We start from the raw sequence: 20,906 nt of genomic DNA, 5'->3' as shown, positions 1-20,906 counted from the left end.
TTTCAGATATCGAAATTGCGCGAGTCTTTCAGGGAATAACCATTCGTCCGACACACCGCACCTTCGCCACAGACCTTCTTCCAATGCTGTAACTCACCCAGCAAAGGAAGAGCCACTATGCTGAACCATAAAATTGCGGTGTTAACCCTCGCGGCGTTGCTGTCCGGCAGCTCGCTGTATGCGATCGCGGCCAGCGATACGCCCACCCCAACGGCCAACGACGGCAACAGCCAGACTCGCGACCCGGCGTCTCCTGCCACCAACGCCGATCCGGATGCCAATTCGCTGCCTAAAGGTGGTGATGGTGGCAAGACCGACAATGGGCCGGTGCCTTCTGCCTCCAAGCCCAGCCCTGCGGGTCAACCGTCCGGTAGCAGCAGTGGGGGTAACGGCGGTGGTTAACGGATGTCGCGCACTAAAAAGCCCGGTCTTTAGAGCCGGGCTTTTCTTTGCCTGTCGCAAACACAGATATCAAACGCTTACTTTGCCTTCCATTGGCCCCCACCATTCTCACAATCAATTCGCGCCTGAGCCAAATGCTCCACGTCGTAATAATACGTGGTCACTTGGGCGTTATCGGGGATGTTCAGCGCCTTGGCGTTTTTGTCTTTGCTGGTGGAGTGAGGGTTGGCCAGGGATTCCTGGGTGATCGTGGCGATACACGTAGCCTGATAGTGGTCGGCACAGTGCTCGACCTTGGTTTTCGTACTGCTGAGCATGTCTTTGCTTTCGTTGCTGCACGACCAGTCGATGGAGCTGACGGGCATGCCTTCGTATTCGTAGCAGCTGTGGGTTTCCACCGCTGGCACCGAAGCGCTGGAGGATTGGGTCTGAACGTCGCAGCCTTCGGCCATGACGCAGGTGGGGATGACGGCGAAGGTGGCGATCAGAAGCAGGAGGCGAATGTTCATCGGGGTTTCCTCTTCAGGGGCGCCGGGTCTGATCGAAGCTTTTTGGCGCTTTAAAGTTTCGAGGCGACGTGGAGAAGGGAGGTTCCATCGGGTTTTTGATTTGCTCCCGTGGCACACACTGCGAAACAATCGGAAACATTCAGCGCCCAAGGATTGGAGCATTGCCCATGATCGAAATCGGCAGCCGCAATAACGCGCTCCCTTCGCAACATCCCTTTCACGACATCTATCTGTTTCACATTGACCCTGCAAAGCCAGACTCGCCTTTCTGTTTCGAGCAGTCGATGTCTGGCGGGCACATGGAACACGGCGGTGCGCGGTGGTTGGCGCTGAATGAGTTGGACGCTTGGCCGGGCGAGTGGCGTGAACACCTGAGAAAAGCTGATTGTGCGTGGGTTGCCGAGTTGATCGATGCCCATCCAAAAGCCGATCAGTCCACCGTGGTCTCGCTGATTCTTCAACGTCATTCCGGGCCAGCGAAGCCAGTTGGACGATTGAAGGCAATCGGCGGCTGGCTCAAACGCAATTTTCACGTCGGCGGCCGCTACGGCGTTTACCCCACGGAGACTCCCATGACCCAGACACTCGAACGCGCCATCGCCCTCGCTGCCACCGCGCATGCCGGGCAGTTGGACAAGGGCGGTGCGCCGTACATTCTGCATCCGCTGAAAGTCATGTTGCGCATGAGTTCGCTGGAAGAGCGCATCGTCGCCGTGTTGCACGACGTGGTCGAGGATTGCGGCATCAGCCTCGATGATTTGCGCAAGGAAGGTTTCAGTGAAGAGGTGCTGAGCGCTATCGAATCCGTGACCAAAATGCCGGGCGAATCCTATGAGGATTTTGTCGAGCGTGCGGCGCAGAACCCGATCGGTCGGGTGGTCAAGCTGGCGGATCTGGAAGAGAACAGCGACCTGTCGCGCATTGCCTCGCCGAGTTGGGAGGATCTGGAACGGGTCGAGAAGTATCGGCGGGCGATTGGGCGGTTGCGCACGTAAAAACGAATACTCCCCTGTAGGAGCCTGCTGCAGCTCCTACAGGGGATTGATGTCGGGTCAGTTGAATAGCCAGGAAGGCGAAGAATATGAAATCGATTCTGTGTTTGTTGATCGCTGCCGCCATTGGCGCTGCATTGCAGGTCAGCGGTGTTCCTCATGGCCTCTTGCTGGGGGCGATCCTCGTCACCGCATTGGTCACCACGCGCACCGGTTTTGCCCCCGCAACCCCTTATGGTCTGGGCTACATCCAGGTCACACTGGGCATTGCCACCGGGTTGATGTTCGAGGCATGGGACAGCGCGACGGCGTCGGCGATGTTGCCAAGCCTCGGCGTTCTGCTGCTATGCCTGACCGTACAGATCGCCCTCGCCGGATGGTGGCTGACTCGCGGCGCGGGATGGAATCGCACCGACGCGCTACTGGCGGTGTACCCCGGTGCATTGGCGGCGGTGTTCGATTTGCTCGAGTCGGAAAAGGCTTCGAGCAAAGTCATCATCGTGCACCTGATGCGCTTGTTGCTGATCACGGTGCTGGTGAGCTTTTTGATTCCCGGGCAGGCCTCGGTAGCTGTGGTTGAAAGCGCTCCGTTGAGCACGGGCATGGCGTTGACCGTGCTGGCGCTGATCGGCTTGAGCATCGTCATCGGGCGACTGCTGCTGGTGATCGGCGTGCCGGCGCCGTTCATGTTGACGGCGATTCTGCTGACGGCGGTGTTTGTGAAATCGGGATGGCTGCATGGCTTTCACATGCCGGACTGGAGCCTGAACCTGGCGGCGCTGATTCTGGGCGTGCGGATCGGTTCGCGCTTTCAGGGCCTCGGCCTTGCGGAATTGGGCCGCCATGGGCGTACGGCGCTGGTGTCGGTGGGGCTGATGATTGTGGTCGCGGCGGCATTTGCCGAAGTGGCCGCGCGCTGGCTGAACAGTGATCCGTTGTCGCTGTGGCTGGCGTACATGCCTGGGGCGATCGAGACGATTGCGATTGTCGCGTTTGCCGGCGGGCTGAATGTGGTGTTCATCCTCACTCACCACTTGGCGCGGATGGTGCTGCTGCACTTTGCGCCGGCGTTGTTGGTGCAGGTGCGGCGAGTACGGGAACAAAGCTGATTACGCGTTGACGCCGGACCGGTGCGCGACCAGCACATGCATCATCAACGTGCCGTACAGCGTCACCAGAATGAACAACCCCATACGCACCGCAAATGCGCTGTAGACGTCCTTGCCCGCCGCGCTGTCCTCAACGGATTGGCCGAGCAGGATAATCATGGTGATCAGGGTGTTGAGCCAGAACCCCGGCGTCAGTTGCGTCGGGTGCAACCGATAGAGTTTGCGCGCCACCAACAGCCCGAACAGCAGCATCCACAGAAAGAACATCCACAGGTGTACGAACAGGCTCAACGTACACCAGAACAGCACCGCCAGCAGTCCGCCGAGCAAGGTCGAGCCGAGCAGTTCGCGCCCGGCATGGTGGGTGCGGGTGGTGGTGCTTTGCTGGCCGAGGCTGACGGCTTTGAGGATGATCGGCAGGTAGCTGGCGGGGTCGATCAGCACCAGCAGGAAGGTCGGCAGCACGATCAATGTTGCGCGTAACGCTACGCGGGGCACGTCTTCGGCGGGCAGGGCGGGGGCGGGCGGTGGCGCGGGGGTGTTGGCCGGTTCCGGGAACAGGACGTGGCTCAGGTCGACGATGACCACGGCCAGCAACAGGCCTTTGACCAGCGCACCGATCACCGCCATCGCCAGTTCGAATGAGGCGAAGCCGGCGGCAGAGATCATGGTCATGCCGATCACCAGGAACGTCATGATCAGCACGTTGCCGCCGCGCAAGCCGTAGGTGAACACCAGAAACAGCCCAACACCGATCAGCAGCACGCCGCACACCGGGTAATACCGCAGCAACGGCACCAGCAACAGTCCGAGGCTGGTGGTAAGCGCGGCGACCAAAGTCAGTACCAGCGACATTTTGACTGGCAATGGCCGGGGCATGCTGGCGAGCAGCAACACCGCGAGCACTGGCGACAGAAACGATAGCGGCAAGGCGAAACCGTAACTGGCAGCGGTGCACAGCGCCGTGCCGAACGCCAGACGCAATGCCCGTTGCGCCGGCACGCTGCGCTCAGTAGGCATACGACAGCCAGCTCATTAACCAGACAAACACCCGCCCGAGTGGGTTGAGCAGATTGCCCTCGGTGGGGAAGGCCATGACTTCCGCCTGCCCACCGGCGCGGATCGCGCGACTGTCGATCAGACGCTTTTTCGCTTCGTCGCTGAACTCGATGATCACCGGAAAACGTTGCGCCGGGCGCAGCCAGTCGCGGCTGTTCTGAATGCTTGGCAAGGTGCCGGGCGCAGGCGTCTGGCCGACGCTCACGCCATAGCCGACGCTACGCACGCGACCGTCGAGGACTTCGCCGGGCAGCGCGTCGAGGACGATCGCCACCGGGGTGCCGGGTTGCACGCGGCCGAGGTTGTTCTCGGTGAGGTCGGCGCTGACCCACACGTCCTGGATCGTGATCAGTGTCATCACCGGGCTGCCGGCAGCGGCGAACTGGCCGACATCGGTGCGCAGGTCGGTGATCAGTCCCGCCGAGCGTGCGCCGATGCGGGTGTTGGCCAAATCAAGTTCAGCCTTGGCCAGCGTGGCGGCGGCGCTGAGCAGTTTGGCGTTGGTGTCGGTGTTGCCGCCTTCCTGCTCCTGGGCGCGCAGCACTTCGGCCCGGGCGGCGGCGACCTGGCTGACGGCGGCCTCGTGGTTGGCTCGGGACACTTCCAGAAGCCGAACCGAAATCGTGCCGGGATCCTCTTTGTACAAGCCTTCAAGCCGGCGATTGTCCTGGCGCGCCTTGAGTTCATCGGCTTGGGCTGCACGCAGCGACGCCTGGGCCGAAGCGATGCCTGCGGTGCTGGCGCCAACTGTGCGACGGGTGTTTTCCAGATCGGCGCGGGCGCGGTCGACGGCAATCTGCAGCGGCTGTGGATCGAGTTCGAAGAGGATGTCGCCAGCCTTCACGTCCTGATTGTTGCGCACGTTGACCTTGATCACCCGCCCCGCGACTTCCGCCGCCACCGGAATCACGAATGCGCCGACCCGCGCCTGCTGGGTGTAGGGCGTGTAGCGGTCGGCCAGCAGGTACCACGCCAGGCTCAAAATGATCAACAGCAGCACCCAGCGGATGCCTTTTTTCGCCGGGTCAGGTTGAACCGAAGCGGGGGCGGGCGCGGGAGGCGCGGCGTCAGTCATGGCGGCTTACCTGCGGTGGAAGGGGATACGCCGGTGGGGCGGGCGGGGCGGTGAGCAAGTCGCCCCAGTGGGTGCGCTGCTGCATCTGTTGTCGGGTGGGCTCATCGACTTGGGGTGCATTGCTTTGCCAGCCGCCACCGAGGGCCTTGTACAGGGCGATCAGGTTGCTCACCGCGTCGCTGCGGCTGACCAGATAGTTGTCTTGCAACTCCAGCAGCGCACGCTGAGCGTCCAGCACCCGTTGAAAGTCCGAATAGCCTTCGCGGTATTGCGTGTTGGCCAACACCAGCGAACGCCGCGCCGCGCCTTCGGCCTCGCGCAAAATACGTTCGCGCTGCAACGCTTTGCTCAGCCCGCTGGCGGCATCGTCGGCCTCGCGCGCGGCCTGGCGCACTTTGTCGCGGTAGGCTTCGATCAGTTGCTGCAGACGCGCGTCCTGCACGCGGATGTTGTTGCGGATCCGCCCGTAATCGAAGAGGTTCCAGCGCAGGCTCGGGCCGCCGATCAGGTCGAGGCTGCGCGGGGTGGCGCTGAGGGTGTCGGTGGACCAGACGATGCTGCCGAGCAAGGTCAGCGACGGGTACAGATCGGTTTCGGCGACCCCGACCAACGCCGATTGCGCAGCCACGTTCAGTTCTGCAGCCCGCACATCGGGGCGGCGCAGCAACAGATTGGCCGGGACGTCTTGCAACACCGCGCGATCGACCAGCGGAATCAACCCCGTTTGCTCAGCCAGCAGCGCCGCGCCACCGGGCGGCTGACCGACCAGCACCGCCAGCGCGTTGCGCGTGCGCAGCACCTGATCTTCGAATGCCGGAATGCTGCTCAACGTGCCCAGGTACTGGGTTTTCGCCTGTTGCAGATCGAGTTCGGCGGTCTGGCCGCTGTTGAACAGTTTTTCGGTGATCTCGAAATTGCGTTTCTGCTGGGCGGCGTTTTCCCGGGCGACCCGCATCCGCGCTTCGGTGGTGCGCAACAGAAAATAGGTGTCGGCGACCTGCGCGCGCAGCAACACCAGAGCGTCTTCGTAATTGGCCTGGGCGGCGAAGTAACTGGCGTCGGACGACTCGATGGCGCGGCTGAAACGGCCCCAGAAATCCAGCTCCCAGCCGACATCGAACGCTGCGCTGTGTTGCCAGAATTGGCGGTTCTGCGGGTTGTTGCCACCGGACTGATGACGGTCGACGTAAAGGCTGTCGACGCCAAACTGCTGCAGTTGCGGATAGCGGGCGCTTTCGGCGATACCCAGTTGTGCACGGGCTTCGAGCACCCGCAGCCCGGCGATTTTCAGGCTGCTGTTGTGCGCATCGGCTTCGGCGATCAGGCGGTCGAGCACCGGGTCGGCGAACACTTGCCACCACTGGCGCAGGTCCGGTTGGTCGTCGCGTTCACTGGCCTGCTCCAGCGCGGCGCTGTTCCATTGCTTGCTCCAGGCCTCGCCCGGCGGCTGGAAATCCGACCCCAGACGTACGCAACCGCTCAAACTCAAGGCGCCGAGCAACAACCAGTGGCCGGGCCGCGTCAGCAGGGCGGTGGTTGCAGGCATTGCGCGTGTCCCGGGTCGCAAATATCACTGGAGCATAGACGGCAGATGGCAGGTTGATCGGGCGTTTCTGCTGCTACGCTTTTCAAGCGCTCCTCAACCCCCCGCGCCCTCGATCAAAAGGTACGAAACCATGGACACCTCACAGGATTCGGTTGTACCGAGCACCCCTGCCACCTGGCGCTTCAAGGCCGGTGTAGCAATCATTTGCGTGATGCTCGGCTCGTGGCTGATGGTGCCATTGGCGGCTAGCCTTGATGTCCCCGGCTCGAAAGTCGCGGCGCTGACCGGGGTGCTGTTTATCAGCAACAAGGTGCTGTTGCTGTTGGTGATCGCGGTGATGGGCAAGGCCGGGTTTGCCGAACTCAAGCGCAAGATCGGCAGCTACGTGTCGGGGATCATTCCGACCCCGGTCGATCAGGTCGGGCCGATGCGGCACCGGATCGGTGTGGTGATGTTCTGGCTGCCGTTGGTGACGGCGTTTCTGGAACCGTATTTCGATAACTTCTGGCCGGGATTGCGCCCCAATCTTTGGCAGCTGCAACTGCTTGGCGACCTGATGTTCATCGGCAGTTTCTTTGTGCTCGGCGGCAACTTCTGGGACAAGGCGCATGCGCTGTTCGTGCGCACGGCGCGGGTGGTGTCTGTCTAAAAGGCAAAAGATCGCAGCCTTCGGCAGCTCCTACAGGGAAAACCTGATTCCTGTGTAGGAGCTGCCGAAGGCTGCGATCTTTTCCAGGCATCAACGCAAATGCGCGGCGAAGCCTTCCTCACCCGGGGCGATATCATCCTTGAGCGTCAACGCCGGAATCTCATAATCCCCGGCATTCTGCTGCCGATAAGCAAGCGGCCGCGTACTCCACAACTCATCCAGACGCGTGCCCAGTGCCTCGCAGGTCTCAGCAAACCGCGCTTGATCCATGCGGCTGGCGCGGTACACCAGGAAGGGCGGCACCACGTCGAAACCGGGGTAGAACAGCACGCCGTGCTGAATCGGAAACAGCAAATCATCAATCGGCCCGTTGATCCCGCGCGGGCTGTAGTGAGAATCCCAGCCTCCGGTGGTGACCAGCAGCATCGCGCGTTTGCCTTTCATCTTGCCTTCGCCGTAGCGCTCGCCCCAGCGCGCATCGGAGTGTTCGCCGACACCGTAGGCAAACCCGTAGGCATACACGCGCTCGACCCAGCCTTTGAGAATCGCCGGCATGGTGAACCACCACAGCGGGAACTGCAGGATCAGCGCGTCGGCCCACAATAGTTTTTCCTGCTCGCGGGCGATGTCGGCCGACTGCCGGCCCTGTTGGTAAGCCAGTTTTGAATCAATCGAGGCATGGAATGGCCGGCTTTCATCGCGACCGGGGGCATCATCGGCGTCGATCGTGGTTTTCCAGTTCATCGCATACAGGTCGGAGACCTGCACGGTGTGGCCGGCGGCTTGCAGGCGCTGGACGGTGAAGTCCCTGAGCGAGCCGTTGAGCGAAGTGGGTTCGGGGTGGGCGTAGACCAGTAGCACATTCATGTGGCAACTCCTTGGTTGAATGCAGGCAGGATCAATCCTTGATCGGTATATTGGAAATGAATGTCTGATATATCAGGTATAGCCATGAATAATTTACGACGTCTGGATATCAACTTGCTGTTGACCCTAGACGTGTTGTTGGCAGAACACAACGTAACCCGCGCCGCAGAGCGCTTGAGCCTGTCGCAGCCGTCGGTGAGCGTGCACCTGGCCAAGCTGCGCGAGATCTTCGGCGACCCGCTGTTGCTGCCCGGGCCACGGGGCATGCGCCCGACGGCGCGGGCCGATGAATTGCGCGAGCCGTTGCGCGAGGCACTGGAAGCACTGGAACGCGCGGTGGCGCCGGCCAGCGCCTTCGATCCGGCGCAGGCCCGCCACATCTGGAAAGTTGCGGCGACGGATTACGGCGAATCGACGGTGGTGCTGCCAGCGCTCAGCGGTTTGCGCACTCAGGCGCCGGGCACGCGGCTGGCGGTGCTCGATCTGGTGCCGGCGCAGTTGGCCAGGCAGGCGGAGCAGGGCGTGTTTGACCTGGCGCTGCACATCGCCGAAGAGGCGCCGCTGGATCTGCATCAACGGGTGCTGTTCACCGAGCATTACGTGTTGGCCGGTCGCGTCGGGCATCCGGGGTTGAAGCGTAAGCCGACTCGCGAACAGTTCTGTGCGCTGGAACACGTGATGGTGTCGCGCGAGGGCGGGGGCTTTTTCGGGGTGACCGACAAGGCGCTGGCCGAGGTCGGCCTGGCGCGCAAAGTGGTGCTGTCGGTGCCGCATTTTCTGATGGTGATGTCGGTGCTGGCGAGTACCGATCTGGTGGCGATGCTGCCGTCACGTTTGGTTCGCGACAACCCGGCGTTGCAGGTAGTCGATGCGCCGTTGCCGGTGCCGGGCTACGAAATGGCGATGTTCTGGGGCGAGCGCGCGCATCGCGATCCGGCACACAAATGGTTGCGTGAGCATCTGGCGGCGTCGGTGTGACGGATCAGGCGTGGCCCAAGGCAATCGCAAAAGACACCACGATCATGCACGCAAACGCAAAATTGAGATTCATCAGCTGTTCATCCTGAGCCTTTTTAAAGTGAGGCCATTCTGAACAGACTGAATGCAAAGAAAAAATTCGGCATGTTGATTCCAATGATCGAAACAATTGATACCGGCCGGTTTGTGTTTGCCCAAGGCTTTCGCTAGTCTCGGCAAAACCTGCAACTACAAGCATAAACAGGCAAAACCATGCACAATCATTCGGTCACCGAACTGCCATCCCTGCGCCGGCAGAAAATCCTCCTGATCCTCGAACGCGACGGCAAGGTCATGGCCTCCGAGTTGAGCCAGCACTTCGCTGTGTCCGAAGACACCATCCGCCGCGACTTGGCCGAACTGGACCACGCCGGACTGGTGCAGCGCGTGCATGGCGGGGCGCTGCCAAGGCCCAAGGACAGCGGCAAGGATTACTTCACCCGGCTGGATGAGACTGATGAGGTGAAAGTGCGTCTGGCGCAGTTGGCGGCACAAAAGGTCGAGGATGGGCAGATTGTGCTGTTCGATTCCGGTTCGACCGCGTTGCAGGTGGCGCGCTCGTTGCGCGCGGATATCCAGATCACTGCGGTGACCGCCGCGCCGATGACAGCGATTGCCTTGTCCGAATACAAGGGCGTGAAGGTTATTCTGGCCGGTGGGCAACTGAACCCGCGCACGATGTCGGCCAGCGGGCACGAGGCGGTGCGCATGCTGGCCGGGATCAAGGCGGATCTGGCGTTTACCGGGGTCTGTGCGATTCACCCGGAGGTGGGCGTCACCTCGCTGCATTTTGATGAAGTGCCGGTGAAGCAGGCGCTGCTCGACAGCGCGGCGCGGGTGATTGCGGTGACCACGGCGGACAAGCTCGGCGCGGTGGAGCCGTTTGTGGTGGCGTCGTGCACGCGCCTGCATACGCTGATAACCGAGCGGCACCTGGCGTCGGGCAGTGTCGAGGATTATCGGCGGTTGGGGATTGTGGTGGAGCAGTTGCCGGACTGAGATTTGTAGTGAGGCTGCTGGCCTCTTCGCGAACAAGCGCGCTCCCACATTTGGAGTGCATTTCAATGGGGGGGCAGTTGCCGGACTGAGATATGTAGTGAGGCTGCTGGCCTCTTCGCGAGCAAGCCCGCTCCCACATTTGGAATGCATTTCAATGGGGGGGCAGTTGCCGGAGTGAGATTTGTAGTGAGGCTGCTGGCGCCTTCGCGAGCAAGCCCGCTCGCACATTTGGAATGCATTTCAATGGTGGAGCAGTTGCCGGAGTGAGATTTGTAGTGAGGCTGCTGGCCTCTTCGCGAGCAGCCTCGCTCCCACATTTGGAATGCAATCAACCTGTGGGAGCGGGCTTGCTCGCGAAGGGGCCAGTGCGATCAACGTAACTTTTCAAGCATCTGGTAATACCACATCCCCGCCGCCAACAATGGATTGCCCAGCAAATCCCCCATCGGTACCCGGATGTGTTGGCACTGCGCAAAGGTCTCGAACTGCTCCATCTGCCCGGTGATCGCGCGGCTCATGATTTCGCCCATGATGTGCGTCGTCGCGATGCCGTGTCCCGAATAGCCCTGGCAATACCAGACGTTTTCCGAGAGCTTGCCCAGTTGCGGGATGCGGTTGATCACGATGCCCATCGCGCAGCTCCACTGGTAGTCGATCTGCACCCCTTTGAGCGCCGGGAACGTCTGCTCGATGCACGGGCGCAGCTCGGCGGCGATGTCCCGTGAATCCTTGCCGCTGTAGTTGGCGCCGCCGCCGAACAGCAGGCGCCCGTCGGCCGTGAGGCGGTAGTAGTCGAGGACGAAACGGCAGTCGTACACCGCGAGGTCTTCGGGGTTGATCTGCCGCGCCAGATCACCCAGCGGCGCGGTGGTGACGATGCCGCCCATGGCCGGGAAAATCTTGCCCTTGAGCTGACCCGGTTCGAGCTTGTGATAGACGTCGCCGGCGAGCATCACTTGATTGGCGTCGATCTGGCCGTGGGCGGTGCGCACCCCTGAGGTTTTGCCGTGAATGATTTCCAGCACCTCACTGTTCTCGAAGATCAAGGCACCGAGACTTTCCGCCGCCCGCGCTTCGCCGATGCACAGGTTGAGCGGGTGCAGGTGCATGTTGCGGGTGTTCTTGATAGCGCCGTGGTAGAGGTCGCTTTGCAGCAGGTCGCGCACCTGGCTGTGGTCGAGCAGACTGACTTCATTACCCAGGCCGCGGCGCACGGCTTCGTCGTAATCCTGGCGCAAACCGTCCATGTGGCTTGGCTTGTAGGCGGCGTGCAGATGGCCGTGTTTGAGGTCGCACTGGATGCCGTACTTCTCGACCCGCTGCCGGATGATTTCATGCCCGCGCCAGCGCAGGTGCCAGATGAAATCGTCGACTTCATCGCCGAGCTTCGGGCGCATCTGTTTGCGCATCGCGCCGTCGCCGGAGAGGCTGCCGGTGACTTGTCCGCCATTGCGTCCGGTGGCGCCCCAGCCGATCTTGTGGCTCTCGACGATGGCGACTTTCAGGCCTTTTTCGGCGAGTTCGACGGCGGTGGCGACGCCAGTGAAACCGCCGCCGATGATCACCACATCAACCTGGTGCCGGCCCTGCAGGGTCGGGTAGTCGGTGTCCTGGTTGAGGGTGGCGGTGTAGTAGGAATTGCAGCGTTGGCTCATGTCGGTGTCCACACAAATTCTTCGGTTGTACGCGGTACCCTGTAGGAGTGAGCCTGCTCGCGATGAGGCCATGTCAGACACATTATTGCTGAATGACACACCGCTATCGCGAGCAGGCTCACTCCTACAGGGGTTAGTGGTGAGGCTTCAGGCTTCGGTCAGGTACCAACGCCAATCCTGCTCACCCACCTCGGCCATGAACTGCCGGTACTCGGCACGCTTCACCGCCAGATACACCCCGAGAAACTCCTGGCCCAGGGCATCCCGTGCCCACGCGGAGTTTTCCAGCGCTTGCAGCGACGTCAGCCAGTCGGTCGGCAGCAGTTCCTTGGCCTGCGCATAGCCGTTGCCCTCGACCGGCGCACCAGGATCGAGGTTCTCGCGAATGCCACGATGGATCCCGGCAAGGATCGCTGCCGCCGCCAGATACGGGTTGGCGTCGGCGCCGCAGATGCGGTGTTCGATATGCCGGGTATTGGCCGGGCCGCCCGGTACGCGCAGGCTGACGGTGCGGTTGTCGACGCCCCAGGTCGGCGCCAATGGCGCATAGCTGTTGGCCTGAAAGCGGCGGTAGGAGTTGGCATTGGGGCAGAACAGCAGCAGCGTATCGAGCAGCGAGGCGAGCATGCCGCCAATCGAGGTGCGCAGCAGCGGAGTGCCGGCCGGATCCTCGGCGGCGAACAGATTGCGCCCCTCGCCATCAGCAAGGCTGACGTGCATGTGCATCCCGGTGCCAGCCAGATCATCGAACGGCTTGGCCATGAATGTCGCCTGCATGCCGTGGTTGTGTGCCACGGCTTTGACCAGGCGTTTGTAACGCACCGCCTGATCCATCGCGAGCAACGCGTCGCCGTGTTCAAGGGTGATTTCCACTTGGCCCGGGGCGTATTCCGAGATCGCTGTGCGCGCCGGAATGCCGTGCAGTTTGCAGGCGCTGTAGAGGTCGGCGAGGAACGGTTCGATCTGCTCCAGTTCGCGCAAACCGTAGACCTGGGTGTGTCGCGGTCGGCCACCGTCGGCATCCAGCGCCGGTTGCGGGCGACCGTTGTGATCACGTTTGGCGTCGAGCAGATAGAACTCCAGCTCGCACGCCATCACCGGGTGATAACCCTCGGCCTTGAGGCCGTCGATGACTTTGATCAGCAGGTGCCGTGGGTCGGCGATGCTCGCCGGCATGCCCTCGGTCGGGTGCATGCTGACCTGCACCGCTGCCGTCGAAATCTGCCGCCACGGCAGGCACACCAGACTGCCTTCGAGCGGGTAGGCGCGGCAGTCGATGTCGCCGACGTCCCACACCAGACCTGAGTTTTCCACGTCTTCGCCCTGCACGGTCAGGCCGAGAATGGTGCTGGGCAGCGGGCGACCGCTTTCGTATACAGCGAGCAGTTCTTCGCGGTGCAGCAGCTTGCCGCGCGGCACGCCGTTGGCGTCGAGGATGAACAGCTCGATCATGTCGATATCGGGGTTCTGTTCAAGGAACAGGCGTGCGTCTTCGATGGCTGCGAATTTCATGGTCAATCACTCACGATGGCGCCGCATGGGCGCGCAGGATCGGGCCGGACGCAGCTATGGCGTCCCGGCAGGAATAAAATGGAGATCAGTCAGACGTGACGTAGAACCTGTGGCGAGGGAGCTTGCTCCCGCTGAGGCGCGAAGCGGCTCTCGCTTTTTGATTCAAAGGCAGGGGACTGCTACGCAGTCCAGCGGGAGCAAGCTCCCTCGCCACAATGGATCTTTACTGACTGACAGAAATCAGCAGGCGATATCCGGCGGGCGTGCGGAGTGACGCAGCTTGGAACGGCGCAGGGCCATGGGGAGATTGACGATGCGATTCATGCGCGGCCCCTGTGACAGAGGGCGCACACAGCGGAGACGTTCAACCTTTCTGGTTGTTGTGGTGACGTGCTCATAACGCGTGTTTCCGTTGGCGGAAAACGTCGGTGGCGGGGCAGGCCCGCCGACCGGTGTGCCCGGATAGTAAGGGGGAATTCGCGGGCGTGTAAACGGGAGATTCGCAGGCCAGGGTTCAGCGCATCAGATGAAAGCCCAGCCCGGCGAGGGCGCAAACGATCAACACTTCGATCACCCCGCGTTTGAAAATGAACAGCGCCAACGCGGCCAGCAGCGCCAGCCCGATCGAAAACAGATCCGCATGCCCGGCAAAACCGTTCGGCCAGAACACGTGATAAGCGAAGAAACACGCCAGGTTCAGAATCACCCCGACCACTGCCGCAGTGATCGCGGTCAGCGGTGCAGTGAACTTCAGTTCGTTGTGCGTTGATTCCACCAACGGCCCGCCAGCGAGGATGAACAGGAACGAGGGCAGGAAGGTGAACCAGGTCACCAGCGTCGCCGCCAGTGCGCCAGCGGCGAATGCATGTTCCGCACCGAACGTCGGTTGCACATAACCGCCGATGAAACCGACAAACGCTACCACCATGATCAGCGGCCCGGGCGTGGTTTCGCCGAGGGCGAGGCCGTCGATCATCTGCGTCGGCGTCAGCCAGCCGTAGTGCCCGACCGCGCCCTGATAGACGTAGGGCAACACCGCGTAAGCGCCGCCGAAGGTCAGCAATGCGGCCTTGGTGAAGAACCAGCCCATTTGCGTGAACGTGCCGTCCCAGCCGAACAGCGCGGTCAGCAGGCCCATCGGTAAACACCACAGCGCTGCGCCAACCAGCAGCAGACGCCACAGTTTCGGCAGGCTGAATCGCGCATGGTCGGGTGTCGGCGTGTCGTCATCGATCAGCGCCGGGCCGAAGGATTTGGCACTGCCGCGCTGCCCGCCATTGTCGAAGCGCTGCGGCGCCAGGCGTCCGCCGAAATAGCCGAGCAACGCCGCGCCGAGGACGATCAGCGGGAACGGCAGATTGAAGGCAAATATCGCCACGAATGACGCCCCGGCGATCGCCCACAGCCAACTGTTTTTCAGTGCCCGCGAACCGATGCGATGCGCCGCGTGCAAGACGATCGCGGTCACCGCCGGTTTGATTCCGTAGAAGATCCCCGCCACCACCGGTACATCGCCGAACGCGATGTACACCCACGACAGCGCAATCAGGATGAACAGCGACGGCAGCACGAACAGCGCCCCGGCGATCACCCCGCCCCAGGTGCGATGCAACAGCCAGCCAATATAGGTCGCCAGTTGCTGGGCCTCGGGGCCGGGCAGCAACATGCAGTAGTTGAGCGCGTGCAGAAAGCGCCGCTCGGAGATCCAGCGCCTGCGCTCGACCAGTTCCTGATGCATGATCGCGATCTGCCCGGCCGGGCCGCCGAAACCGATGCAGCCGAGCTTGAGCCAGAAGCGCCAGGCCTGGCGCCGCGTGACGGGAGCGGGTTTGGGCAAATCTTCAGGTGAGGTGTTCAAACGCGGCTCCTGCGGTAGATGCTGTCGGAGCCGCTATCTAATCAGGCTTTTATGAAAAAGTGCTATCGGTAAGCTGAACCTGTGGCGAGGGAGCTTGCTCCCGCCGGGCTGCGAAGCAGTCCCGCTTTTTTGAGGCCGCTTAGCGCCCCAGCGGGACGGTGCGATGATTCGCCAGGCTCCCTCGCAGGATCAGGCATGCGCCAGACTCCAGCGCAGCGCCGCATTCTGATCACTCTCCCGCGCCTCGACCCAATGCGAACCTTGCGCTGTGCTCTCGCGCTTCCAGAACGGCGCACGGGTCTTGAGCACATCCATGATGAACGCGCAGGCTTCGAACGCCATGTGCCGGTGCTTGCTGCTGACGCCAACAAACACGATCGGCTCGCTGACCGCCAGCGCGCCGACCCGATGCACAATCTCCACACCCAGCAGCGGCCAGCGCTCGCGTGCCTCGTCGGCGATCCGTTCGAGGGCTTTTTCGGTCATGCCCGGATAGTGCTCGAGGAACAGCTCGCTCACGCTCTGGCCAATGTTCAGATCGCGCACATAGCCGATGAAATTCACCACCGCGCCGACCCGTGGATTGCGCGCATGCAAGTCGGCGGTCAACTGGCCGACATCGAAACTTTTGTACTGGACTCGAACCGTCATGCTCAGCCCCCGGTGACCGGTGGGAAAAACGCGATCTCGTCGAAGTCTTCGATCGCCGCGCTCGGTTGGCACAGCTCTTGGTTCAACGCACACATCAGGTTGCCGGCGCCAAGCACTTCGCGCCATTCCTCACCGCGGGCCATGAGCATCTGCCGTACGTCCTCGATGCAGGTCAGGTCGTCGCTCAGGGGGATTTTTTCCCCGCCCAGATTGAGGCGATCACGGTAGCTGGCGAAGTAGTTGATCAGGATCATTGCGCGTCCTCCCATTGAAAATGCCCGGAGCGTCCGCCCTGTTTGCTGAGCAGGCGGATGTCGCCGATGACCATGGCCCGGTCCACCGCTTTGCACATGTCGTAGATGGTCAGCGCCGCGACACTGGCGGCGGTCAGGGCCTCGAGTTCAACGCCGGTCTGGCCGGTCAGGCGGCAGGTGCTGGTGATCTGCACGCGGTCCGGTTCGCAGGCCTTGAGTTCAACGTGAATCGAGCTGAGCAACAGCGCGTGACACAGCGGGATCAGTTCGTGGGTGCGTTTGGCCGCCTGGATTCCGGCGATGCGCGCCACGGCGAAAACGTCGCCCTTGGGGTGTCCGTTGGCCTGGATCATCTGCAGCGTTTCCGGGCGCATCTGCACCCAGGCCTGCGCCGTGGCTTCGCGGCGAGTCGCGGCTTTGTCGCTGACGTCGACCATGTTGGCGCGGCCCTGATCGTCGAGGTGGGTGAGGGTGTTGCTCATGGCATAAGCTCCTGGATCGGGCTGTAGATTCGGGGGGCGTTGCGGTGCGGCACGTGGATCAGATTGAGCCGATGCTTGAGCGCCCAACGCACCGTCAACGCGGTGGGGGCGGACAGGCTGACAAGGGTGCCAAGTCGGGCGCGCACGGCTTTGTGGATCAGCTCCAGGCTGCAACGGCTGGTGACCACCACGAAGCCCTGGCGCGCATCGACGTCAGCGATTTGCATCGCGCCGATCAGCTTGTCGAGGGCGTTGTGCCGGCCAATGTCTTCGCGGCACAACAGCGCCTCACCGCTGGCATCGAAGTACAGCGCCGCGTGCAGGGCGCCGCTGCTGCGGGCCAGTTGCTGAGCCTGTTCGATGCGTTGGCGGATACCGTCGAAATGCGCGGCCGGCGGCAGCGCGCAGGGTTGCAGAATCTGCAGTTGCGGCAACGCCTGCTCCAGCGCCTCGACGCCACAGATGCCGCAGCCGCTGGTGCCAGCCATCTGCCGACGATGATCTTTCAGCGCCCAGAACGCGCGACTGGATATCTGCACCTCGGCCTGACAGGCCTGATCGAAATGGCTCAGGCGGATGTCGTAGATCTCGTCGACGCTGTCGATGATCGCGTTGCTCAGGCTGAAGCCCCGGATGAAGTCTTCGAGGTTGCCGGGCGAGACCATCATCACCGCCTGGCTCAGGCCGTTGAAGGTGATCGCCAGGGCGATCTCCGCGGCCAGGGCGACGTGCGAGAGCGGGGCGTGCGGCAGGTATTCGCGAAACGCCACCTGTGACGGTTGCGGTGCGGGGGCGTTGGGTTCGGTGTTGGATTCGGTGTTGGATTCGACGTGGCAGAGCATCTTGAAAAGTCCCGAAGCGCTGAAGTGGGTTCAGGCTACGGGGGTGTTAAAAGTGCGTCCAATCGCTTGTTCTGATCTGGTGATCGGGCTGGTCGATGACCGATTCACCTCGGGGTTTGTGTTGGTCGGGCGGGCCTCTTCGCGAGCAAGCCCGCTCCCACAATTGAAATGCATTCAACCTGTGGGAGCGGGCTTGCTCGCGAAGGCGGTCTGACAGCCAGCATCAATGTCTGGAGATGTCACTCAAACCTCCGGCACCTCAACCCCGAACAACTTGCGCGCCTCGGCAAAACACTTCTCGGCAATCGCCGAACGCGGCTCGGTCTTGCGCATTACCAGCCCCAGTGGCGCCAGCACGCTGGCATCCGGCAGTTGCATGAACGACAGGTGTTCGATCGGCTCTTCCAGTCCGCTGTCCAGCGGCATGATCGAGCAGCAGAAGCCCTGGTGAATCGCCTGCAGCAACTGGTACGTCGAATCGCTTTCCATGATCGGCTGCGGATTAAGCCCGCGGCTGCGAAAGCTCAGGTCGATGGATTTGCGGTAATGCATGCCGGTGGTGATCATCCCCAGCGGCAGTTCGGCGGCGTCTTCCCAGCTCATTTGCGAACCTTCGAAATGGAAGTGGCGGTTGTCGTAAAGCAGTCCGACACGGGTTTCGCCGATCTCGAAAAAATCGAAATAGTTCGGGTTGACGTGGTCGAGGTAGCACACACCCAGGTCCAGTTGATTGTTGCCAAGGCCGGCGATGATCTCGTCGGAACTGCCCGACGACAGACTGAATTTCAGCTCGGGATACGTCCCGGACAAGCTCTGGATGTAATTGACCGGGTTGAAGTTGCTCAGGGGCACCAGACCCAGGCGCAGGCTACCGACCAGTTGCCCGCGGCACGCCGCCGCTTCGGCGAACAGACCGTCATGCGCGGCCAGCAGGGTGCGCGCCCAGGCCAGTACCCGTTCGCCGGCCTGGGTGAAACCCTCGAAGCGCTGACCGCGATTGACCAGCACCAGATCCAGCTCATCTTCCAGATTGCGCAGACGCATCGACAGGGTCGGCTGGGTGATGTGGCAGCGGGCGGCGGCCTGGCCGAAGTGTCGGGTTTCGTCCAGTGCGATCAGGAACTTGAGTTGTTTGATGTCCACGCAGGCACCTGCTCGTTGAGAAATTGAATGGAGTATTGACGCAGATGCGCGCAGCGCACGAAAAACGCGAGGTGTGACGATCTCACCTGCCTGTATCTGCGTCCAATCGGAAGAATTGAAAAGCCTATCGATCAGCTCTATCGCCCATGGTTTCAAAGGCGTTGGCCGAGGTCAACGGCGCCGATAGAGCAGCTCGATAATGTGGTTGGCCAGAGTGATTAGACAGTACTCATAAGTGGCACTTAGGCTGCTTGGCAATCTGATTGACTACTGCCGGAGATTCCCATGAGTGCGAAAGCGGATGCCCTGTTTGTCCCCCTGAACATAGCCGTACTGACCGTCAGCGATACTCGCGATTATGCGAGCGACACGTCCGGCCAATTGCTGGTCAGCCGCTTGCTGGAGGCCGGTCATACCTTGAGCGAACGCAATCTGCTCAAGGATGACCTGTACAAGATCCGCGCCCAGGTCGCGCAGTGGATTGCCGACGACAGCATTCAGGTGGTGCTGATCACCGGCGGCACTGGTTTCACCGGGCGCGACAGCACGCCGGAAGCGGTGGCCTGTCTGCTCGACAAGCAGATCGACGGGTTTGGCGAGTTGTTCCGCGCCATTTCGATTCTCGACATCGGCACCTCGACCGTGCAAAGCCGAGCGCTGGCCGGGCTGTCCAACGGCACGCTGGTGTGCTGCCTGCCGGGTTCGACCGGTGCCTGTCGCACAGCGTGGGAAGGTATCCTCGCCGAGCAACTGGATAACCGCCACCGCCCGTGCAACTTTGTGCCGCACCTCAAATCAGTCGCTGCCTGTGGGCCGCGCGGATGAGCAAGGCAGGGTTGATGCCGGTCGAGGACGCCCTCGACCAATTGCTCGGCATGGCCAATGAGCAACGTCTGGCCGATAGCGAAATTCTGCCGCTCGACGAGGCACGTGGGCGGGTGCTGGCCAGTGATCTGGTCGCCTCGCTCGACTTGCCGCCATGGCCGAATAGCGCCATGGACGGTTATGCCTTGAACCTGGCCGATCTGCATCGTCAGCCGCTGAAGGTGTCGCAGAAGGTCTACGCCGGTCTGGCACCGGACGCGCTATTGCCCGGCACCTGCGCGCGGATCTTTACCGGCGCACCGTTGCCACCTGGTGCTACCTGCGTCGAGATGCAGGAGAACGTCGAAGTGCTGGAGGACGGCCGCGTGCGTTTTTTGCAGCCTTTGAAGGCGGGGCAGAACATTCGCGCGCAGGGTCAGGAAAACCGCGTCGGCGACATCCTGCTGCGTGCCGGCAAACGCCTCGGGCCGTTCGAACTGGCGGTCGCCGCCGGGCAAGGGCTGGCACAGTTGCACGTGGTGCGACGCCCGCGCGTGGCGCTGCTGTCGACCGGTGACGAACTGGTCGAGCCGGGCCTGCCGCTGCGTCCCGGCAGCATCTACAACAGCAATCGTGTGCTGCTCGGCCACTGGCTGAAGGAACTGGGCTGCGAGGTGATCGACGCCGGGATCCTCCCGGATCGTCCGGCGCAGACGCGGCTCAAGCTTGAGCAACTGCAAGTGGCGGCTGACCTGATCCTGACCACCGGCGGGGTGTCTGCCGGCGATGCCGATTGCCTTGGGCAGGTGCTGCGCGAGGACGGCAAACCGCTGCTGTGGAAGCTGGCGATCAAGCCTGGCAAACCGTTGACGGTGGGGCATTTCGGCAGCGTGCCGGTGATTGGCCTGCCGGGCAATCCGACCTCGGCGCTGGTGACCTTCGGCCTGCTGGCGCGGCCGTACCTGCTGCGCATTCAGGGCGTGGAAGAGGTCATGCCGTTGAGCTTCACAGTGAATGCCGGGTTCGCCTGGAACAAGGCTGGCAGTCGTCGAGAGTACTTGCGGGTGCGGCTGGAGGCGGGGCGCGCGGTGTTGTATCCGAACCAGAGTTCCGGCGTTTTGCTCGGAGCGACCTGGGCCGATGGGCTGGTGGAAGTGCCGGAAAACAGCACCCACGGCATTGGCGATCCGCTGCGTTTCATTCCCTTCAGCGAACTCTTCTGATCCCGACACAAATCAGAACTGTGGGAGCGAGCCTGCTCGCGAAGGCGGCGTGTCATACAACATCAATGTTGACTGACAGGCACTCTTCGCGAGCAGGCTCGCTCCCACATTTGGATGTGTGATGATCAGCCATTCTGCGGGGTGTACCTGGAACCTGTAGGAGTGAGCGCGCTCCGGCCAACAGATCACCCGCCGGCAGCATCACCGGCGGGGGGGCGCGTCCCCCCAGCTGGGTGCGGCCGGCACGGTGGGGGGGGC

At 62.2% G+C, this 20,906-nt stretch carries 21 protein-coding genes and 1 pseudogene; 9 read left to right on the top strand and 13 right to left on the bottom strand.

Annotated features, from left to right (window positions below):
- The first annotated feature begins 117 nt into the window (after positions 1-117).
- Positions 118-402, top strand: a complete 285-nt coding sequence (locus tag LVD08_RS17865; RefSeq protein WP_247268813.1) for a hypothetical protein — start codon at positions 118-120, stop codon at positions 400-402.
- 77 nt (positions 403-479) lie between these two features.
- Here the strand turns inward: LVD08_RS17865 and LVD08_RS17860 are convergent, their stop codons facing one another.
- Positions 480-911 (bottom strand): hypothetical protein, encoded by a 432-nt coding sequence (locus tag LVD08_RS17860; RefSeq protein WP_247268812.1) that lies wholly within the window; start codon positions 909-911, stop codon positions 480-482.
- 167 nt (positions 912-1,078) lie between these two features.
- Here LVD08_RS17860 and LVD08_RS28135 point away from each other — a divergent pair.
- The 3 genes and pseudogenes from LVD08_RS28135 to LVD08_RS17845 form a co-directional block, all read left to right on the top strand.
- Positions 1,079-1,465: pseudogene (locus LVD08_RS28135) on the top strand (hypothetical protein); the annotation flags it as partial.
- Positions 1,466-1,483: 18 nt separating this feature from the next.
- Complete coding sequence (locus LVD08_RS17850) at positions 1,484-1,906, top strand: HD domain-containing protein (protein ID WP_247268810.1); 423 nt, start codon at positions 1,484-1,486, stop codon at positions 1,904-1,906.
- Between the two features lie 86 nt (positions 1,907-1,992).
- A complete protein-coding gene (locus LVD08_RS17845) occupies positions 1,993-3,012 on the top strand; it encodes an AbrB family transcriptional regulator (RefSeq protein ID WP_247268809.1) in 1,020 nt (339 codons plus the stop codon).
- On the opposite strand, the gene LVD08_RS17840 is transcribed toward LVD08_RS17845, so the two are convergent.
- The 3 genes from LVD08_RS17840 to LVD08_RS17830 are packed head-to-tail and all read right to left on the bottom strand — an operon-like array spanning position 3,013 to position 6,692.
- On the bottom strand, positions 3,013-4,032 hold the full coding sequence (locus LVD08_RS17840) for a DUF2955 domain-containing protein (protein ID WP_247268808.1): 1,020 nt from the start codon (positions 4,030-4,032) through the stop codon (positions 3,013-3,015).
- Positions 4,022-5,146, bottom strand: a complete 1,125-nt coding sequence (locus LVD08_RS17835) for an HlyD family secretion protein (RefSeq protein WP_247268807.1) — start codon at positions 5,144-5,146, stop codon at positions 4,022-4,024. Before LVD08_RS17835 ends, LVD08_RS17840 begins: the two co-directional genes overlap by 11 nt.
- Entirely contained in the window at positions 5,139-6,692 is a 1,554-nt protein-coding gene (locus LVD08_RS17830) for an efflux transporter outer membrane subunit (RefSeq protein ID WP_247268806.1), read from the bottom strand. Before LVD08_RS17830 ends, LVD08_RS17835 begins: the two co-directional genes overlap by 8 nt.
- Positions 6,693-6,822: 130 nt before the next feature.
- On the opposite strand from LVD08_RS17830, the gene LVD08_RS17825 reads away from it, so the two are divergent.
- On the top strand, positions 6,823-7,341 hold the full coding sequence (locus tag LVD08_RS17825; RefSeq protein WP_095136561.1) for a transporter suffix domain-containing protein: 519 nt from the start codon (positions 6,823-6,825) through the stop codon (positions 7,339-7,341).
- A gap of 90 nt (positions 7,342-7,431) precedes the next feature.
- Here the strand turns inward: LVD08_RS17825 and LVD08_RS17820 are convergent, their stop codons facing one another.
- Positions 7,432-8,208: an NAD(P)H-dependent oxidoreductase gene (locus tag LVD08_RS17820; protein ID WP_115985058.1), complete on the bottom strand. Its 777-nt coding sequence runs from the start codon at positions 8,206-8,208 to the stop codon at positions 7,432-7,434.
- Between the two features lie 84 nt (positions 8,209-8,292).
- Here LVD08_RS17820 and LVD08_RS17815 point away from each other — a divergent pair, with 84 nt between their 5' ends.
- Together LVD08_RS17815 and LVD08_RS17810 are read left to right on the top strand one after the other, a co-directional pair.
- Positions 8,293-9,186, top strand: coding sequence for a LysR family transcriptional regulator (locus LVD08_RS17815; RefSeq protein ID WP_247268805.1), 894 nt, complete (start codon positions 8,293-8,295; stop codon positions 9,184-9,186).
- 252 nt (positions 9,187-9,438) lie between these two features.
- The gene (locus LVD08_RS17810) at positions 9,439-10,224 is read left to right on the top strand and encodes a DeoR/GlpR family DNA-binding transcription regulator (protein WP_247268804.1); all 786 of its coding nucleotides are present in this window, start codon (positions 9,439-9,441) and stop codon (positions 10,222-10,224) included.
- Positions 10,225-10,595: 371 nt separating this feature from the next.
- Here the strand turns inward: LVD08_RS17810 and LVD08_RS17805 are convergent, their stop codons facing one another.
- From LVD08_RS17805 to LVD08_RS17770, 8 genes are all read right to left on the bottom strand, one after another.
- Complete coding sequence (locus tag LVD08_RS17805) at positions 10,596-11,879, bottom strand: NAD(P)/FAD-dependent oxidoreductase (RefSeq protein ID WP_247268803.1); 1,284 nt, start codon at positions 11,877-11,879, stop codon at positions 10,596-10,598.
- A gap of 147 nt (positions 11,880-12,026) precedes the next feature.
- Positions 12,027-13,391 carry a glutamine synthetase family protein gene (locus tag LVD08_RS17800; RefSeq protein ID WP_247268802.1) on the bottom strand — a complete coding sequence of 455 codons (1,365 nt, stop codon included), beginning with the start codon at positions 13,389-13,391 and terminating at the stop codon, positions 12,027-12,029.
- 514 nt (positions 13,392-13,905) lie between these two features.
- On the bottom strand, positions 13,906-15,249 hold the full coding sequence (chrA, locus tag LVD08_RS17795) for a chromate efflux transporter (protein WP_247268801.1): 1,344 nt from the start codon (positions 15,247-15,249) through the stop codon (positions 13,906-13,908).
- A 189-nt stretch (positions 15,250-15,438) separates the two neighbouring features.
- Positions 15,439-15,900, bottom strand: coding sequence for a molybdopterin synthase catalytic subunit MoaE (gene moaE / locus LVD08_RS17790; RefSeq protein ID WP_247268800.1), 462 nt, complete (start codon positions 15,898-15,900; stop codon positions 15,439-15,441).
- 2 nt (positions 15,901-15,902) lie between these two features.
- Entirely contained in the window at positions 15,903-16,154 is a 252-nt protein-coding gene (locus LVD08_RS17785) for a MoaD/ThiS family protein (protein ID WP_095136553.1), read from the bottom strand.
- Positions 16,151-16,636: a cyclic pyranopterin monophosphate synthase MoaC gene (gene moaC, locus LVD08_RS17780; RefSeq protein WP_027611706.1), complete on the bottom strand. Its 486-nt coding sequence runs from the start codon at positions 16,634-16,636 to the stop codon at positions 16,151-16,153. Before moaC ends, LVD08_RS17785 begins: the two co-directional genes overlap by 4 nt.
- Positions 16,633-17,478 carry a formate dehydrogenase accessory sulfurtransferase FdhD gene (gene fdhD / locus LVD08_RS17775; protein ID WP_247268799.1) on the bottom strand — a complete coding sequence of 282 codons (846 nt, stop codon included), beginning with the start codon at positions 17,476-17,478 and terminating at the stop codon, positions 16,633-16,635. The genes moaC and fdhD overlap by 4 nt, the downstream gene beginning before the upstream one ends.
- 243 nt (positions 17,479-17,721) lie before the next feature.
- Positions 17,722-18,621 (bottom strand): LysR family transcriptional regulator, encoded by a 900-nt coding sequence (locus LVD08_RS17770; protein WP_247268798.1) that lies wholly within the window; start codon positions 18,619-18,621, stop codon positions 17,722-17,724.
- Positions 18,622-18,906: 285 nt separating this feature from the next.
- On the opposite strand from LVD08_RS17770, the gene moaB reads away from it, so the two are divergent.
- Together moaB and LVD08_RS17760 are read left to right on the top strand one after the other, a co-directional pair.
- Entirely contained in the window at positions 18,907-19,446 is a 540-nt protein-coding gene (gene moaB, locus LVD08_RS17765) for a molybdenum cofactor biosynthesis protein B (protein ID WP_007964888.1), read from the top strand.
- Positions 19,443-20,648 (top strand): molybdopterin molybdotransferase MoeA, encoded by a 1,206-nt coding sequence (locus tag LVD08_RS17760; protein WP_247268797.1) that lies wholly within the window; start codon positions 19,443-19,445, stop codon positions 20,646-20,648. Before moaB ends, LVD08_RS17760 begins: the two co-directional genes overlap by 4 nt.
- Positions 20,649-20,906 lie beyond the last annotated feature (258 nt).

Source organism: Pseudomonas sp. YL2, from assembly GCF_023063025.1.
Classification (GTDB): Bacteria; Pseudomonadota; Gammaproteobacteria; order Pseudomonadales; family Pseudomonadaceae; genus Aquipseudomonas; species Aquipseudomonas putida_A.
This window is presented reverse-complemented; position numbering and strand designations above follow the sequence as displayed.

What these genes read in the sequence shown, in the direction of transcription:
- LVD08_RS17835 (WP_247268807.1), bottom strand. Translation starts at nt 5,146, where the DNA reads ATGACTGACGCCGCGCCTCCCGCGCCCGCCCCCGCTTCGGTTCAACCT.
- LVD08_RS17865 (WP_247268813.1), top strand. Translation starts at nt 118, where the DNA reads ATGCTGAACCATAAAATTGCGGTGTTAACCCTCGCGGCGTTGCTGTCC.
- LVD08_RS17810 (WP_247268804.1), top strand. Translation starts at nt 9,439, where the DNA reads ATGCACAATCATTCGGTCACCGAACTGCCATCCCTGCGCCGGCAGAAA.
- fdhD (WP_247268799.1), bottom strand. Translation starts at nt 17,478, where the DNA reads ATGCTCTGCCACGTCGAATCCAACACCGAATCCAACACCGAACCCAAC.
- LVD08_RS17815 (WP_247268805.1), top strand. Translation starts at nt 8,293, where the DNA reads ATGAATAATTTACGACGTCTGGATATCAACTTGCTGTTGACCCTAGAC.
- LVD08_RS17845 (WP_247268809.1), top strand. Translation starts at nt 1,993, where the DNA reads ATGAAATCGATTCTGTGTTTGTTGATCGCTGCCGCCATTGGCGCTGCA.
- LVD08_RS17860 (WP_247268812.1), bottom strand. Translation starts at nt 911, where the DNA reads ATGAACATTCGCCTCCTGCTTCTGATCGCCACCTTCGCCGTCATCCCC.
- LVD08_RS17850 (WP_247268810.1), top strand. Translation starts at nt 1,484, where the DNA reads ATGACCCAGACACTCGAACGCGCCATCGCCCTCGCTGCCACCGCGCAT.
- LVD08_RS17840 (WP_247268808.1), bottom strand. Translation starts at nt 4,032, where the DNA reads ATGCCTACTGAGCGCAGCGTGCCGGCGCAACGGGCATTGCGTCTGGCG.
- LVD08_RS17830 (WP_247268806.1), bottom strand. Translation starts at nt 6,692, where the DNA reads ATGCCTGCAACCACCGCCCTGCTGACGCGGCCCGGCCACTGGTTGTTG.
- moaB (WP_007964888.1), top strand. Translation starts at nt 18,907, where the DNA reads ATGAGTGCGAAAGCGGATGCCCTGTTTGTCCCCCTGAACATAGCCGTA.
- LVD08_RS17825 (WP_095136561.1), top strand. Translation starts at nt 6,823, where the DNA reads ATGGACACCTCACAGGATTCGGTTGTACCGAGCACCCCTGCCACCTGG.
- LVD08_RS17785 (WP_095136553.1), bottom strand. Translation starts at nt 16,154, where the DNA reads ATGATCCTGATCAACTACTTCGCCAGCTACCGTGATCGCCTCAATCTG.
- LVD08_RS17820 (WP_115985058.1), bottom strand. Translation starts at nt 8,208, where the DNA reads ATGAATGTGCTACTGGTCTACGCCCACCCCGAACCCACTTCGCTCAAC.
- LVD08_RS17805 (WP_247268803.1), bottom strand. Translation starts at nt 11,879, where the DNA reads ATGAGCCAACGCTGCAATTCCTACTACACCGCCACCCTCAACCAGGAC.
- moaC (WP_027611706.1), bottom strand. Translation starts at nt 16,636, where the DNA reads ATGAGCAACACCCTCACCCACCTCGACGATCAGGGCCGCGCCAACATG.
- LVD08_RS17760 (WP_247268797.1), top strand. Translation starts at nt 19,443, where the DNA reads ATGAGCAAGGCAGGGTTGATGCCGGTCGAGGACGCCCTCGACCAATTG.
- moaE (WP_247268800.1), bottom strand. Translation starts at nt 15,900, where the DNA reads ATGACGGTTCGAGTCCAGTACAAAAGTTTCGATGTCGGCCAGTTGACC.
- LVD08_RS17800 (WP_247268802.1), bottom strand. Translation starts at nt 13,391, where the DNA reads ATGAAATTCGCAGCCATCGAAGACGCACGCCTGTTCCTTGAACAGAAC.